This is a genomic window from Microbacterium sp. Bi121 (genome assembly GCF_918698005.1).
Lineage (GTDB): Bacteria > Actinomycetota > Actinomycetes > Actinomycetales > Microbacteriaceae > Microbacterium.
In genome coordinates, this window is record NZ_CAKKLJ010000004.1 from 173,513 (window position 1) to 188,277 (window position 14,765).

The following is a 14,765-nucleotide window of genomic DNA, read 5'->3' on the forward strand; positions in this document are numbered from 1 at the left end:
AATGACGAGCCTTGATCGATCGACCTGGTCAGAGCGCGAGCGCGCCCACCAGGAGCGCGCCGACGCGCTCACCGCTGCCCACCGCGCTCGGGCCGCGCGTGGCGAGAAGCACCCGGTCTGGGATTTCCTGTTCACTTATTACTCGTATTCGCCGTCGCAGCTGCGGCGCTGGCATCCGGGCGCGGGCGTCGAGCTTCTGGATGCTCCGGAGCGAGGGGGCTGGCGCTGGTACGCGATAGGGGCCGACCGTGATTCCGTCGCCCCGGACGCCGAGGCGTTCGCGCGCGAGAAGGCGCCGCTCGCCGATCTGATCGAGCGGATGCTGCGCCGCACCGCCGCACGCCCCGGCCAGTTCGGGTGCTTCGGCCTGCACGAATGGGCGATGGTCTACCGCGAGGATGAGCACCGGCATCCCGCTCCGCTCCGCCTCGGCCAGTCCGGCACCGATGCCGTCGTCGAGTCGCACGATCTGCGCTGCACGCATTTCGATGCGTTCCGATTCTTCACACCGGACGCCGTGCCGCGCAACCGCACGCCGCTGACCCGCGCGGATCAGCCGGCGCTCGAGCAGCCCGGCTGTCTGCACGCCGGCATGGACCTGTACAAGTGGGCGATGAAGCTCGGCCCGCTCATCCCCGGTGACCTGCTGCTGGACGCGTTCGAGCTCGCCGGCGACATCCGGCTGCTCGACATGGAAGCAGCGCCGTACGACCTGTCTGACTGGGACGTCGTGCCCGTCCCCATCGAGACGCCAGAAGGAAAGAGCGAGTACGTGCGCCGCCAGCGCGAGTTCGCAGAGCGCGGGACGGCGCTCCGCGAGCGGATGCTCGACGCGTGGCTGGGTGGGGATCGGGGTCAGGACACCGGTTCGCAGTCGCCGCAGGGCGCCCACACGGCAGCGGATGCCGCAAGCTCGAGCCTGAGCGTCATGACGCGCTCCGCGGCATCCTGAAGCCGATCATCCGGGAGTGAGCCCTGCTCGACCGCTTCCGCGATCCCGCCAGTGATCTGTGCCGCGGTCTGAGGCGTGGAGTGAGCCACCATGAGCACGAGGTCGCTTCCCGCTGCGACGGCTGCGACGGCATTGGCGACGGGGTCCGCGTATTCCGGGATGCCGGTGGAGATCAGCATCCCGAGGTCGTCGGTGACGATCACCCCGTTGAAGCCGAGATCGTCGCGGGCTATCTCGTGCCAGCGCTGCGAGAGCGAAGCCGGCTTCTGATCGACCGCTGTGTAGGAGAGGTGCCCGAACATGAGGAGCCGCGCGCCGGCGTCGATGCCGGCTTCGAACGGCACGGCATCCGTGCGACGCCACTCGTCCAGCGACTTCCCGGTGCTCGGGATCAGCTGGTGCGAATCGCCCGGAGCCGCACCGTGCCCCGGGAAGTGCTTGAGCGTAGAGGCTACCATCGGCTCCTCGGCAGCGACGGCGGCGGAGACTCGATCGGCCGCCGACGCGGGATCGGCGCCGAGTGAGCGTCGGTAGATGAACGAGGACGCGTCGCCGGTGGTGTCGGCGATGACGCCGAAGTTCACGCTCGCTCCGGCGCGGGCGACCAGCGCGGCGCGCGCTGCGAACGCCGCCGAGGTCTCGGCGGTCGGACGCGACTTGAGGGTGCTGGACGATGCGCCATCGTCCCAGGGAAGGCGCGAGACGTCACCGCCCTCCTGATCGATGGCGATCAGCGGGGGAACGTCCGCCTCGGAGGCGAGGGCTGCTGTCACGGCACGCAGACCGGCCTCGGTGGCCGGCACGTTCGCTCCCATGAGGATGAACCCGCCGATGCTCGTCGCGCTCATGTAGTCGGCCAGGGCCGCAGGATCGACGGTAGGGATGTGCCCCATCACGATGCTCGCGGCCTGTTCGGCCGTGGTCATCTCCCCGACCAGACGCGCCGCTTCGGCGGCCGGGCCGCTGACGACCGGCTGCGCCGCGGCGAGGGCGGCGTTCACGGGTCGAACGGACGGTGCGTGCGTCGAAGACGCGCTGCCGCCCACGGCGCCGCCGCCCAGCGCACCGCAGATCAGCGTCGCGACGGCCAGCAGCATCCACCGGCGCATGGCGGTCAGCGCGCGAGGGCGACGGAGATCGGTTCGGCGCTGTCGGCCGTGCCGTTTCCGAAGCGGACGGTGCGCCCGATGGTGAGGGGTTCGACCAGAGCAGCGGCGATGACCGCTGCGACGTCGGCGCGCGACACGCGGCCGCGGTCGGGTGCCTCGAGGTCGATGAGTCCGGTGGGCTCGTCAAAGGTGAGCGTGCCGGGGCCGAGGATCGTGCCGTCCAGGTCGGTGCCGCGCAGGTGCTCGTCTGCTGCCCACTTCGCGTCGGCGTACGCGAAGAAGGAATCGCTCTCCGGCACACCGTGATCCGCGGTCGAGCCGAGCCACGACACCATGATGTAGCGCTTCACATCGGCGGATGCCGCGGCATCCATCGACCGGATCGCGGCATCGCGATCGACGGCGTACGTGCGCTCCGGCAACCCTCCGCCCGCTCCGGCCGACCACACCGCGGCGTCGTGACCGCGGATGAGCTCGGCGATCGCGGCGGTGCCCAGCTGTTCGACGTCGGCGACCAGCGCGGTCGCTCCGGTCTGCTCGACTTCGGCCACGTGTTCGGGGTTGCGGATCACCGAGGTGACCTCATCGCCTCTGGCGACGAGGATCGGTGCGAGCAGGAGGGCGATGCGGCCGTGGCCGCCGAAGACGATGACACGGGACATGCCTCCAGGCTAACCCGCCGAGACGGTCACGGCACGGCCATCGGAGACGGCCTGCAGGGCGCGCTGAACACCGATGGCGGCCGTTCGCCCTGCCCTGTTGGCACCGATCGTGCTCGCCGATGGGCCGTACCCGACGAGTTGGATGCGCGGATCCTTCACGGCGGTCGTGCCGCGCCCGGCACGGTCGAGCTGGATGCCGCCGGCGTCACTGCGCAGATGCAAGGGACCGAGATGGGCGATCGCCGGTCGGAACCCTGTGGCCCACAGGATGACGTCGACGCGCTCGAACGATCCGTCGGCCCACCGGACACCGTCTGGTTCGATGCGCTGGAACATCGGCCGCCGGTCGGCGTACGCCCCGAGCCGCTGCGCTTCACGCTCCTGCGGTCGCAGCATGAGCCCGGTGACTCCGACCACGCTCTGCGGCGGAAGGCCCTGTGCGACGCGCTGCTCGACGAGCGCGACGGCTGCGGCGCCGGCTTCGGGGGTGAAGTCGTCGTCGCGCCAGATCGGCTCACGACGGGTGGCCCACAGCGTGTCGGTGATCGGTGCGAGCGCGCCGAGGAACTGGACCGCGGAGGCGCCGCCGCCCACCACCAGGACTCGCTTGCCGCGGAAGTGCTCAGGGCCCGGATAGTCGACGGTGTGCAGCTGCTCCCCGAGGAACGTCTCCATCCCCGGGTAGTGCGGCAGGAACGGCTGCGTCCAGGTGCCCGTCGCGTTCACGATCGTCCGCGCGCGCCACTCCCGCTCCCCCGCCTGGACGACGAGGATGCCGTCGTCGTCGCGCACGCGGTCGACGTGCACCGGGCGGATGACGGGCAGGTCGTGCTCTCGTTCGTAGTCGGCGAAGGATGCCGGCACCACCACGTTCGCGCGCTTCTGATCCCGAGCGGGCGCGTGGGCGTCCGGCAGCTCCGCCACGCCGTGGACATCGTCCATGGTCAGCGCGTCCCACCGGTGCTGCCACGCGCCGCCCGGCCTGTCGTTCGCGTCCAGGACTAGATGGTCGATTCCGAGTCGCCTGAGGTGGAAGGAGGTCGAGAGCCCTGCCTGGCCTGCGCCGATGACGATGCTCTCCCTGATCTCCATGTCCATCACAACGCATGCATCTGCGGAAGTGTTCCCACTAACTCGCCCGGCGGCGCACCGATTCGCGCGCACCGCTGACGGTGTTGTATTCTTTTCAAGTTGCCCCACTCACCCGGGGAAGCGAGATGGGCCTGTGGCGCAGCTGGTAGCGCACCTGCATGGCATGCAGGGGGTCAGGGGTTCGAGTCCCCTCAGGTCCACCAAGCGAAGCCCTCGGCACACGCCGAGGGCTTCTTCTCATCTCAGCCGGTCCCACTCGAGCGTCACCACAGCGATGACCAGACACACGGCGGTGCCTGCGACCGTGAGCACCGGCAGAACGCCGCAGGCGAGAACCAGCGCAGCCGCGATCAGGAATATCGCCGACGCGGGCTCTGAGATCCGGCCGCGCAGCATGACGAGCCAGATCGCGACCAGGAACACCGCTACCGGCAGGGTGAACGCCAGCGCCGAAGATGCGGTAGACACGCCATGAGCGTCTTCGAGCAGGTCGAGTTCGACTTCGATGCCGGCAGACACCGCACCGGCTGAGGCGAAGACGAAGTAGTGCGCGTAACCGAAGGCGAAGGCTCGCGGCGACGCGCCGAGCCGTTCGCCCTGCTCGCGACTGAAGTAGACCCACCACATCCCTGCCGCGATCACGATGCCGGCGACGGCGAGGCCGACCAGCGCCGCGGTGTGCTCGCCGGCACCCAGCGCGGGGATCACGGCATTGCTCGAGGCGAGCAGACTCTCGCCGAGGACGATCAGCGTGAAGCATCCGTAGCGCTCCGCGATGTGATGCGGATGCCACGGCGTGTTCCGCGCCCGCTCCGCCCACACCGGGATCAGCATCTCGAGGATGGCGGCCGGCCAGAAGCTCCAGAACTGCACGTCGGCCGAGAACAGGAGTCGCGCGAGCCAGAGCAGCTGCACGGCGACGATGCCCAGCGCGTAGCGGATCGCGACCGAACGCTGCTCAGGGTCGGAGATCGCGAGGCGCGCCCATTGCGCGACCATCGCGAGCCGCATGATCACGTATCCCCAGGTGACGACGGCCCATTCTCCTTCTGCCATCGCCGATTGCACTCCGGTGGCGAGCACCAGCACGCCGCCCATCTGCACGATCGTCGTCAGCCGGTACAGCCAGTCGTCGACGTCGAACGCCGAAGCGAACCAGGTGAAGTTCATCCACGCCCACCAGATGGCGAAGAAGATCATGCCGTACCCGAGCACAGCTGCGCCCGCTTCGCCCTCCGCGATGCCGTGGTGCAGACCCTGCGAAGCCTGCGAGACGGCGACGACGAAGACCAGGTCGAAGAAGAGCTCCAGCGGACTCGCCGCGCGATGAGCCTCTCGCGAGTCCCGGCCCGACATCCGGACGAGCCCCAGTGGTCCGAATGCGCGAGATGCGATGGTTCCCATGAATGGTCAGTCTAGGACTGCCGATCAGCCCCCTCGGCTAGAATCGATCACACCGCGGGGGACGACCCTCACCGGACTTCGCACCAGGGGACGGCCCCGCAAGGAGTCCCGGTCATGACAACCACGCGAAGCCCGAGAGCATTCGTCGCCGCATCCGACATCGTCAGGATCGCGCTCGGCTGGGGAGCGTTCGGCATCCTGCTGCTCGCTCATCCACTGCTCGCAGCCCCCGTTCCCGCGCCGGTGCTGGTCGTGGCCCTCGTCGTCATCGTCGCCGTGATCCTCGTGTGCGCATTCGGCGTCGTGAAGCAGGCCGAGGCGCTCGCGCACCGCCTCGGCGACCCGTATGGCTCCCTGGTGCTGACGCTGTCGATCGTGCTCATCGAGGTGGTGCTCATCTCCGCCGTCATGCTCGGCCCCGGCGAGCATCCCACGATCGCGCGCGACTCGGTCATGGCGGTGTCGATGATCATCCTGAACCTCGTGATCGGGCTCGCCCTGCTCATGGGCGGAATCCGGCACCGCGGCATGGCGCACAACCGAACCGGCACCTCGGCATACCTGGCGATGCTCGTCGTCCTCGTCGCCGTCGCGTTCGGCTTCCCCGTCCTGATCGGCCAGGACGGCGCGTACACCGCTGCGCAGGCGATCCCCGTCGTGATCCTCACGCTCGTGCTCTACGGCTTCTTCCTGTTCCGTCAGATGGGCGCGCAGGCATCCGACTTCACCGAGGTCGACGAGCGGGTGCGCATCGAGCGCGCGACCGACCCGCATGCCTCGGCGCACAGCATCCGCGACACACTCCGCACGCACCGCACCGAAGTGGTCGTCCGTCTCGCCCTGCTCGTCGTCACCGTCATCCCGATCGTGCTGCTCTCGCACGACATGGCAGCTCTCCTCGATGACGGGCTGGGTCGGCTCGGCGCTCCCCCGGCTCTGGCCGGTGTGCTCATCGCCGCGATCGTGTTCCTGCCCGAGTCGATCACGGCGATCCGGGCTGCGCTCGGCGGCGAGGTCCAGCGTGTCGTCAATCTCTGCCACGGCGCCCTGGTCTCGACCGTCGGCCTCACGATCCCCGCTGTGCTCGTCATCGGGGCCGCGACCGGCAAGGGCGTGATCCTCGCCGAGACGCCGGCCGATCTGCTGCTGCTCGGAGGGACGCTGCTGCTGTCCGTCGCCACGTTCGCTGCCCGGCGCGTGACCGCGATGCATGGCGGGGCGCACCTGGCGTTGTTCGCCGTCTACCTCATCGTGCTGTTCTCCTGACCGGCACTCCCCGGGGAGTTCGCTGGGAGTTTGCTATGGTGGAGAACATGCTCGTGCATGAATGAGCATCGAGCGCATTGTGCGCTCTCGCGAGCCGCGCGCCCGACTGCGCGCGATCGCAATCCCTCGAATCCCGCTGAGGATGCGCCGACGTCAGGCGTGCCGAACGCGACCGAACCGAAAGGAGCCGCACCCCGGATCTCTCGTCTGTGCGCTGTCATGCGCCTCAGTGATCCAGGTTCGTTCGCCATGCTGACAGCTTCAGATCGCCCGATGTCCATCTACTTCCCCCGCGTTCCCTCCCCCACTTAGCGAGCACTTTCTCCTTCGACCGGCGGCTCCAGCCGCATCACGACGAGAAAGTGAGAACCATCCGGTGGGCGACCTCCAAACACTCTCAGGGCCAGTGACGGTCCTGCTCATGCTGATCTTCTTCGGCGGCAGCCTGTACATGTCTATTCGCATCTCCCGCAAGAAGGAGAATGCCGACGGCTACATGACCGGCGGCGGCAAGATCGGCTTCGGCATCTCAGCCGCATCCATGACGGCGACCTGGATCTGGGCATCCTCGATGTACGCATCGGCGACATCCGGCTACACGTACGGCATCTCCGGCCCGATCCACTACGGGCTGTGGGGCGCACTGATGATCCTGTTGATCTACCCCTTCGGCCGGCGCATCCGCAAGGTCGCACCCAAGGCGCACACGATCGCCGAGGTGATGTTCGCCAGGCACGGCCGCTCGAGCCAGCTCATGCTCGCCGGCTCCAACGTGCTCGGCAGCCTCATCAGCCTGACCTCCAACCTCATCGCCGGCGGGGCGCTGATCTCGATGCTGTCGCCGTTCACGTTCACGCAGGGCATCGTCGCAATCGCGATCGGTGTGCTCGCGTACACCCTCTGGTCGGGCTTCCGCGCCTCGGTGCTGACCGACTTCGCGCAGGTTCTGGCCATGCTGGGCGCGGTGGCGATCATCATCCCGGTGATCTTCTTCGCCGCTGGCGGCCCCGACCTGTTCGTCGAAGGTGCGAAGAACCTCACCCCGCAGCAGGGCGACTTCTTCTCCTCCGACGCGTTCTTCAACCAGGGAGCGCCGTACATCGCGGCCGTGCTCGCCTACGCGATCGGCAACCAGACCATCGCGCAGCGCCTGTTCGCCGTCCGCGAGGACCTGATCAAGAAGACCTTCGTCACGGCGACGATCGGGTACGGCGCGACGATCATCGGTGTCGGGATGCTGGGCGTCATCGCCCTGTACGCCGGCATCGAGCCCATGGGCGGCGATGTCAACAACCTCATCCCGCAGATGGCCGCGACCTACCTCAGCCCGATCCTGATCTGCGTCTTCTTCGTCATGATCATCGGTTCGCTGTCATCGACGGCGGATGCTGACATGACCGCACTGTCGTCGATCATGATGGCCGACATCTACGGCCAGAACATCGCCGGCAAGAAGAACGCCAACCCGAAGACGATGCTGCTCGTCGGACGCCTGACGATGGTCGGGGCGACCGCCGCAGCTCTCGGTTTCGCGTCGATGCAGTTCAACATCCTCGACCTGCTGGTGTTCGTCGGTGCTCTGTGGGGCGCCCTGGTCTTCCCGGTGATCGCGAGCTTCTACTGGAACCGGGTGACGAATGCGGCGTTCAGCGTCGCGGTCGTCGCAGCCCTTGCGGCATTCCTGCCGGTGCGCTTCGAATGGGTCGACCTGTCGGGCGGACTGGGCATCGTCAGCGATGTCTTCTCGGTGATCGGCATCGGTGTGGTGCTCGGGCTCATGTCGTTCGGCTTCTTCGGGCTGCGGGTCGCCGTCGTCGTCGGCGCCGTGGCATCTGTTACATCGGCGCCGTTCGCGATCGGATTCCTGCACACCTATCCGGTGCTGTCGGGCTCGCTGGTCGCCTACGCGGTGAGCACGATCGTGTGCGTCGCGATCACCATGTTCAATAAGGACAAGCGGTTCGACTTCTCGGTGATCCGGCACCGCACCGGCGACTTCGACACCGCCGAGACCGAGGTCATCAGCGCGGCCGAAGGCGTCGTGCGCACCGCCGATGCCGCCTTCACCGGAAAGGAGAAGTGATGGAGATCATCCTCATGACCGCATACGTGCTGGTGTGGCCAGTGGTCGTCATCGGCGTGCTCGCCGTGATCATCCGCGCGTTCACCAAGGACGCCCGTGAGGCCAAGAAGGAGGGGCGTCAAATCATCTGACGCCCGACAACAGGGCGGCATCCGGGTGGCCGGGTGCCGCCCTGTTGCGTTCTGGGCCGGGGATGCGAGGATGGCGGGAGCATCCAGCGATAGGAGCAGGTCATGACCGGGTCCGCGCCCACGCGAACGAATCTCGAAGAACTCCAGACGAAGCTGCTCGCCGAAGCACGCGAGTCCTCGTCTCGACGAGCGGCCGAAACCGTCTACGGCGGCCGGGATGCGGTGCTGCGGCAGACCGCGATGGCCCTGCTCGAGGAGGCCGAACTTCCGGAGCACGACAGCCCGCCGGAGGCGACGCTGCAGGTGCTCGGCGGACACCTGCGTCTGACCGGTCAGGGCCGCTCATGGGAGCTCGCCGTCGGCGACCTCATCCCGATCCCTCCGGAGCGGCACAGCGTCCTCGCGCGAGAAGACAGTGTCTTCCTTCTGACGGTGCGCCGCTCCGTCTGAGCGGAGCCGGCTGTCGCGACCTCAGCGATCGCGCAACTGCTCGGCGATCTCCTCGTCCACGGTCCGGAGGGTCGCGGTGTCGATCTCGGCCAGGTCCGCCTCGAACCGCGCCTGGCGGTGCTTGAGCCAGACACCGAGCACGATGATGACGATCATGGCCGAATAGATCACGATCGAGACCGGGCTGTGCACGAGGTACAGCGGGTTGCCCTGGCTGATCGCCATGGCCTTACGCAGTTGCTCCTCCGCCATCGGCCCGAGGATCGCGCCGACGACCATCGGCGAGACCGGATATCCGTGCCGGCGCATGAAGAACCCGATCACCCCGAGCAGCAGCAGTACGCCGATGTCGAAGACCGTGAAGTTCGCCGCGTACGCGCCGAGCCCCGCGAACACGAGGATCCCGGCGTACAGATACGGCCGTGGGATCTGCAGCACCTTCGCCCACATGCCCACCAGCGGCAGGTTGAGGATGATCAGCACGACGTTGCCGATGTACAGGCTCGCGATGAGCGCCCACACCAGTGCCGGCTGGCTGTCGAACAGCAGCGGTCCAGGGCGGATGCCGTAGGTCTGGAACGCCGAGATGATGATCGCCGCGGTCGCCGTGGTCGGCAGTCCGAGCGTCAGCAGAGGAACCAGCACGCCGGCCGCTGCGGCGTTGTTCGCCGCCTCCGGTCCCGCCACGCCCTCGATCGCGCCCTTGCCGAACTGCTTGCGGTACGGGTCCTTCGCGAGGCGCTTCTCGGCCGCATACGACAGGAATGTCGCGACATCCGCGCCGCCAGCCGGGATCGATCCGATCGGGAATCCGATCGCCGTGCCGCGCAGCCACGGCTTCCATGAGCGCTTCCAGTCGCTCTTCTTCATCCAGGAGCGCCAGTTTCCCGACACCGGGATGATCGGCAGTGCGCCGGTGCGCAGGCGTGAGCCGACGTAGAGGGCCTCGCCGACGGCGAAGAGTCCGACGGCGACGATGACGACATCGATGCCGTCGCCGAGGTTCGGGATGCTGAACGTGAAGCGGGACTGGCCGGTGAGCGTGTCCGTGCCGACGAGCCCGAGGAACAGGCCGATCGATAGCGAGACGATGCCGCGGATGGGGCTCGCACCGAGCAGGGCGCCGACCGTGAGGAAGGCGACGATCATGAGCGCGAAGTAGTCGCCGGGCCCAAGGGTCACGGCGAAGTCGGCGATGATCGGGGCGAACAGCGTGAGCAGCGCGGTGGCTATGGTGCCCGCGATGAACGAGCCGATGGCCGCGGTGGCGAGGGCGGCCGTTGCACGCCCCATCCGGGCCATCTTGTTGCCCTCGAGCGCTGTGACTATCGACGCGGACTCCCCCGGTGTGTTCAACAGGATCGACGTGGTCGATCCGCCGTACATACCGCCGTAGTAGATGCCGGCGAACATGATGATCGCACTGGTCACGTCGAGCGTGTACGTCAGCGGCAGCAGCAGTGCCACGGTCATGGCGGGACCGATGCCGGGCAGCACGCCGACGGCAGTGCCGAGGAGGACTCCGACGAACGCGAACAGTAGATACTGCGGCTGCAGCGCGGTCGCGAATCCCTCCATGAGAAGTTGCAGGCTATCCACCGAACACCCCCGATGCCCCGATCAGACCCGGGAGGACTGTGCCGCAGACCGGCAGCGACAGACCGAGCAGCGTGCCGAACAGCAGCTGCGTGAGCACACCGAGCCCGAGGCCGAGCAGCAGCGCGCGCCACCAGCTCGTCGACCCGAGCGCGAGCGATGCGCCGGTGAACAGGACGACGACCGCGACCGGCCAGCCGGCGAGCGGGATCACGATGATCAGCGACGCGAACGACAGCGCCAGCAGCACGACTGTCTTCCACGAGGTCTTCGCCTCGTCGTCTATGTCCTCGCCCTCATCGGGTGCTCCGACGTCGCCGCGCAGCACGGCGATGAGCGCGCCGAGCGACGACAGCAGCATCAGACCGGTAACGGCGTAGGGCACCACGCGCGCGCCGAGCACGTTCGATGAGCCGAGCGGCTCACGGATGAAACCGGTCATCACCAGCGCGACCACCGAGAAGACGAGGATCACCCCGACGAAGACGAGCTCGCCGATCTTGCGCGACCGGGGGGCTCCGGCTGATGCCTGCGCCCCCGCGATGGACTGATCTGTCATTCGACGAGACCGATCGTCTTCAGCGTCTCCTGCGTGGTGGTGATGTCACCGTCGAGGAAGCTCGAGAACTCGTCGCCGACGAGGAATGCGTCGGTCCAGCCGTTCTTGTCGAGGATGCCTGTCCACGTCTTGCTGTCGTGCACGGAGGTGACCAGTTCCTCCAACGCCTTCTTCTCGGCATCCGAGATGCCGCCCGGTGCGATCAGTCCGCGCCAGTTGGTGACGACGAGATCGATCCCCTCATCGTTGAGCGTGGGCACGTCGGGCAGCAGCAGCGCGGGTTCGCCGGACGAAACCGCCAGCGCCTTCAGGTCGCCGGCTTCCACCTGCTGCGCGAACTCGCCGACGCCGGAGATGCCGGCCTGCACCTGACCGCCGAGGAGCAGGGTGAGCGCCTCGCCACCGCCCGAGTTGGCGATGTAGTTGAGCTTCTTCGGCACGTCAGCCGCGTCGACGCCGGCATCCGTGAGCAGAAGCGCCGCGAGGATGTGGTCGATGCCGCCGGCCGAACCGCCGGTTACGGCGATGTCAGCGCCCCTGTCGACCCAGTCGGCGACGAAGTCGTCGATCGTGTCATACGGACTGTCCTTGGGGACGACGAGGACCAGCGGCTCCTCAGTGAGCTTGGCGATGGGGGTCATGTCGTCGACGCGCACGTCCGACGCGTTCGTCTCGACGGCGCCGACCATCACGCTGCCGGTGATCATGAGCGTGTTCGGGTCGGTCTCGGTCGCGAGCGAGGCGAGTCCGACGGTGCCTCCGGCACCGCCGATGTTCGTCACGGGTGCCGACGAGACGAGGGATTCATCGCTGAGCGCCTGCGCGAACGCGCGTGCGGTCTGGTCCCATCCTCCACCGGGATCGGCCGGGGCGACGACGGCGACGCTCTTGATGCTCGCGGCTGCCTCGCCGTCTCCGCTGTCGCCGGCGGGAGCCGATGCTCCGCTGCAGGCGGCCAAGGTCAGGGCTGCGATGCCGAGCGCGGCTGCGGCGGCCAGGCGGCCTCGGGTACGGATGTGCTGTGTCATGAACTCCTCCTCGAGTTCTCGTTCCGGCGTCGATGCCGGGGTGCGGGTGTCGTGAGCCTATGACGCACCCGAATCCGCAGACCGGTTGAGTTCAGTACCGGAGGTTTTGGTCATTTCGTACCCTGATCGCCCGCTCTGCGCTCGAATATCATGGGGAACGTGGTGAAAGCGATGACGCTCCGCACGCAGCTGGTGCTGCTGCAGGTGTTCATCGTGCTCGCCGTCGTCCTCACCGTCGGCCTCGCCGCGATGCTCATGCAGGAGCGGCAGATCCGCGAGGCATCACAGGAGCGCATGATCGGCGTGGCCCAGTCGGTCGCCCAACTGCCGACGATCATCGAAGCGTATGACGACGCCGATCCGGCGAAGACCATTCAGCCGATCGCCGAGCTGATCCGCGATGCGTCGAACGTCGCCTACGTCGTCGTGACCGACGACAAGGGGATCCGATACTCGCACCCGAATCCTGACCGCATCGGCGAGCCGGTGTCGACGGACCCCAGCGTCGCCCTCTCCGGTGCCATGTACGTCGGCACGCAGACCGGCACCCTCGGCGAGTCGTGGCGCGTCAAGGTGCCCGTCTTCGACAGCTCCGGTGCTGTGATGGGGCAGGTTTCCGTCGGCATTCTCGAGTCGGCGCTGCGCGAGGACTTCCTCGGCGACATCACCGGATTCCTGCTCGCGCTGGGAGCTGCGACGGTTGTCGGCGTGATCGCCGCCACCGGTGTCGCTCGCATCGTGCGCCGCCGCATCTACGGCCTCGAGCCGGATGAGATCCGGAGCCTGTTGGAGACGCGCGAGGCTACTCTGCACGGCATCCGCGAGGGCATGCTCGCCCTCGACGAGCGCGGCGACATCTCACTGTGCAACGACTCGGCCGCACGCCTGCTCGGACTCGACTCCCCCGCCGAGGCGATCGGCAAGCCCGCATCCGAACTGCTCGACGACCTCACCATGCTGATCGCCGATTCTCACGTCGACGAATCCACTCCGCAGCGCCTCGTGCTCTCCGGCGAGCGAGTGCTCGTCGCCAGAGCGGCGGCGGTGCGCGTGCAGAAGCGCAGGGTCGGCACCGTCGTCACGCTGATGGATCGCACCGAGCTCGACCACGCGCTGCGCGATCTCGCCGGCGCGCAGAGCCTCACAGAGGGGCTCCGCGCGCAGCAGCATGAGTTCTCGAACACCCTGCACACGATCGGCGGGCTGATCGAGCTCGAAGAGTTCGATGCCGCCCGTCGCGTGATCGAGCGAGCGGGAGACGGTGGGGCCCTCAGCCGGCTGGATGCTCCGGACGCGGTCCAGGACATCGAGCTTGCCGCGATCCTGCTCGCCAAGCGAGCCCGTGCGCGCGAACTCGGTGTCGGGCTCGACATCTCGGACGCGAGTCTGCCTGCCGGCCCCGCTGACGGCGACCTCAGCACGGTCGTCGGCAACCTGATCGACAATGCTCTGGATGCCGCCGGCCGAGGCGGTCACGTCGTCGTGGCGATCGAGCGGGATGCGCGCAGTGACACCGTGATCTGCGTCGAGGACGACGGCCCTGGTGTCCCGATCGAGAACCGGGGAGATGTGTTCCGCCTGGGCTTCTCGACGAAGAGCCGCGACCGCCAGCGCGGGTACGGACTCACCCTTGTCGCACGCATCGTCGAACGGCGCGGCGGCAGCATCGAACTCTCCCCTGCTGCGATCGGCGGAGCGCGGTTCGCCATCCGCCTGCCGGTCGCCGAACTCGCGGAAGTCACCGCATGAGCCGTCTGCGCACGCTCATCGTCGAAGACGACTTCGCCGTCGCCCATGTGACGCGCGGCTTCGTGGAGCGGCATCCGCACTTCGAGGTCGTCGGCGTCGCCCCGACCGGTGGCGACGCGCTGCGTGCGGTCTCGGAGCTGCGTCCCGAGGTCATGCTGCTGGACGTGTACCTTCCGGACGTGTCCGGAATCGACGTGCTGCGGCGGCTGCGCGCGGCCGGAGCGCACGTCGAGGTCATCGCCGTCACGGCTGCCCGCGACCTGGAGACCGTCCGGCGCGCACGCGCGCACGGAGTTCACCACTACGTCGTCAAGCCGTTCCCGATGCAGACGCTGCACGAACGGCTCGACGACGTGCGCCGGGTCCTTGCCCGGGATGCTGAGGTGGGCGACACCGGCGAACTCGACCAGGTCACCGTCGATGCGCTCATGCGGCGGGATGCCGTCGCCCTGGCGAGTAACCGCAAGGGCGTCTCCCGGGTCACGCTGCAACGGGTCGCCGAGACCATGGAGAGCCACGCGCGCCCGCTGTCGGCGACAGAGCTCGCCGAGGCGCTCGGGATGTCACGGGTCAGCGCCCGCCGGTATCTTGAGCGACTCGTGGAGTCTGGTCTCGCGGCGAGCTCCCCGACCTACGGTGGCGTCGGCAGACCGGAGTTGCGGTACCAGCTGCGCGGGTGAACCT

14 protein-coding genes and 1 tRNA gene are annotated in these 14,765 nt (G+C 68.0%); 8 read left to right on the forward strand and 7 right to left on the reverse strand.

The features are described 5' to 3' along the window. Window position 1: 1 nt before the first annotated feature. A complete protein-coding gene (locus LQZ87_RS07890; protein WP_230102919.1) occupies window positions 2-952 on the forward strand; it encodes a 3-methyladenine DNA glycosylase in 951 nt (316 codons plus the stop codon). Here the strand turns inward: LQZ87_RS07890 and LQZ87_RS07895 are convergent. Genes LQZ87_RS07895 through LQZ87_RS07905 form a run of 3 tightly spaced genes read right to left on the reverse strand, consistent with a single transcriptional unit; the run spans window position 856 to window position 3,815 of the window. Next, complete coding sequence (locus LQZ87_RS07895) at window positions 856-2,061, reverse strand: glycoside hydrolase family 3 N-terminal domain-containing protein (RefSeq protein ID WP_230102920.1); 1,206 nt, start codon at window positions 2,059-2,061, stop codon at window positions 856-858. The two genes, LQZ87_RS07890 and LQZ87_RS07895, sit on opposite strands and share 97 nt — an antisense overlap. A gap of 5 nt (window positions 2,062-2,066) precedes the next feature. Next, entirely contained in the window at window positions 2,067-2,723 is a 657-nt protein-coding gene (locus LQZ87_RS07900; RefSeq protein ID WP_230102921.1) for an NAD(P)H-binding protein, read from the reverse strand. Between the two features lie 9 nt (window positions 2,724-2,732). Then, window positions 2,733-3,815: an NAD(P)-binding domain-containing protein gene (locus LQZ87_RS07905; RefSeq protein WP_230103128.1), complete on the reverse strand. Its 1,083-nt coding sequence runs from the start codon at window positions 3,813-3,815 to the stop codon at window positions 2,733-2,735. A gap of 127 nt (window positions 3,816-3,942) precedes the next feature. Here LQZ87_RS07905 and LQZ87_RS07910 point away from each other — a divergent pair. After that, window positions 3,943-4,018, forward strand: a tRNA-Ala gene (locus tag LQZ87_RS07910). A gap of 34 nt (window positions 4,019-4,052) precedes the next feature. On the opposite strand, the gene LQZ87_RS07915 is transcribed toward LQZ87_RS07910, so the two are convergent. Beyond that, the gene (locus LQZ87_RS07915) at window positions 4,053-5,219 is read right to left on the reverse strand and encodes a low temperature requirement protein A (RefSeq protein WP_230102922.1); all 1,167 of its coding nucleotides are present in this window, start codon (window positions 5,217-5,219) and stop codon (window positions 4,053-4,055) included. 114 nt (window positions 5,220-5,333) lie between these two features. Here LQZ87_RS07915 and LQZ87_RS07920 point away from each other — a divergent pair, with 114 nt between their 5' ends. The 4 genes from LQZ87_RS07920 (at window position 5,334) to LQZ87_RS07935 (ending at window position 9,149) form a co-directional block, all read left to right on the forward strand. Next, window positions 5,334-6,485, forward strand: a complete 1,152-nt coding sequence (locus tag LQZ87_RS07920) for a calcium:proton antiporter (protein WP_230102923.1) — start codon at window positions 5,334-5,336, stop codon at window positions 6,483-6,485. Between the two features lie 421 nt (window positions 6,486-6,906). Further along, window positions 6,907-8,568 (forward strand): sodium:solute symporter family protein, encoded by a 1,662-nt coding sequence (locus tag LQZ87_RS07925; protein ID WP_230103129.1) that lies wholly within the window; start codon window positions 6,907-6,909, stop codon window positions 8,566-8,568. After that, entirely contained in the window at window positions 8,568-8,699 is a 132-nt protein-coding gene (locus LQZ87_RS07930; protein WP_230102924.1) for a putative transporter small subunit, read from the forward strand. The genes LQZ87_RS07925 and LQZ87_RS07930 overlap by 1 nt, the downstream gene beginning before the upstream one ends. A gap of 102 nt (window positions 8,700-8,801) precedes the next feature. Further along, window positions 8,802-9,149 (forward strand): cupin domain-containing protein, encoded by a 348-nt coding sequence (locus tag LQZ87_RS07935; protein ID WP_230102925.1) that lies wholly within the window; start codon window positions 8,802-8,804, stop codon window positions 9,147-9,149. 21 nt (window positions 9,150-9,170) lie between these two features. On the opposite strand, the gene LQZ87_RS07940 is transcribed toward LQZ87_RS07935, so the two are convergent. From LQZ87_RS07940 to LQZ87_RS07950, 3 genes are read right to left on the reverse strand one after another with little or no spacing between them, the layout of a single operon-like run. After that, window positions 9,171-10,727 (reverse strand): tripartite tricarboxylate transporter permease, encoded by a 1,557-nt coding sequence (locus tag LQZ87_RS07940; RefSeq protein WP_230102926.1) that lies wholly within the window; start codon window positions 10,725-10,727, stop codon window positions 9,171-9,173. 13 nt (window positions 10,728-10,740) lie between these two features. Next, window positions 10,741-11,304: a tripartite tricarboxylate transporter TctB family protein gene (locus LQZ87_RS07945; protein ID WP_230102927.1), complete on the reverse strand. Its 564-nt coding sequence runs from the start codon at window positions 11,302-11,304 to the stop codon at window positions 10,741-10,743. Beyond that, entirely contained in the window at window positions 11,301-12,332 is a 1,032-nt protein-coding gene (locus LQZ87_RS07950; protein WP_230102928.1) for a tripartite tricarboxylate transporter substrate binding protein, read from the reverse strand. Before LQZ87_RS07950 ends, LQZ87_RS07945 begins: the two co-directional genes overlap by 4 nt. A 150-nt stretch (window positions 12,333-12,482) precedes the next feature. Between LQZ87_RS07950 and LQZ87_RS07955 the strand changes: the two genes are divergently transcribed. Together LQZ87_RS07955 and LQZ87_RS07960 are read left to right on the forward strand one after the other, a co-directional pair. Next, window positions 12,483-14,081: a sensor histidine kinase gene (locus LQZ87_RS07955; protein WP_230102929.1), complete on the forward strand. Its 1,599-nt coding sequence runs from the start codon at window positions 12,483-12,485 to the stop codon at window positions 14,079-14,081. Next, on the forward strand, window positions 14,078-14,761 hold the full coding sequence (locus LQZ87_RS07960; protein ID WP_230102930.1) for a response regulator: 684 nt from the start codon (window positions 14,078-14,080) through the stop codon (window positions 14,759-14,761). The genes LQZ87_RS07955 and LQZ87_RS07960 overlap by 4 nt, the downstream gene beginning before the upstream one ends. Window positions 14,762-14,765: the final 4 nt, after the last annotated feature.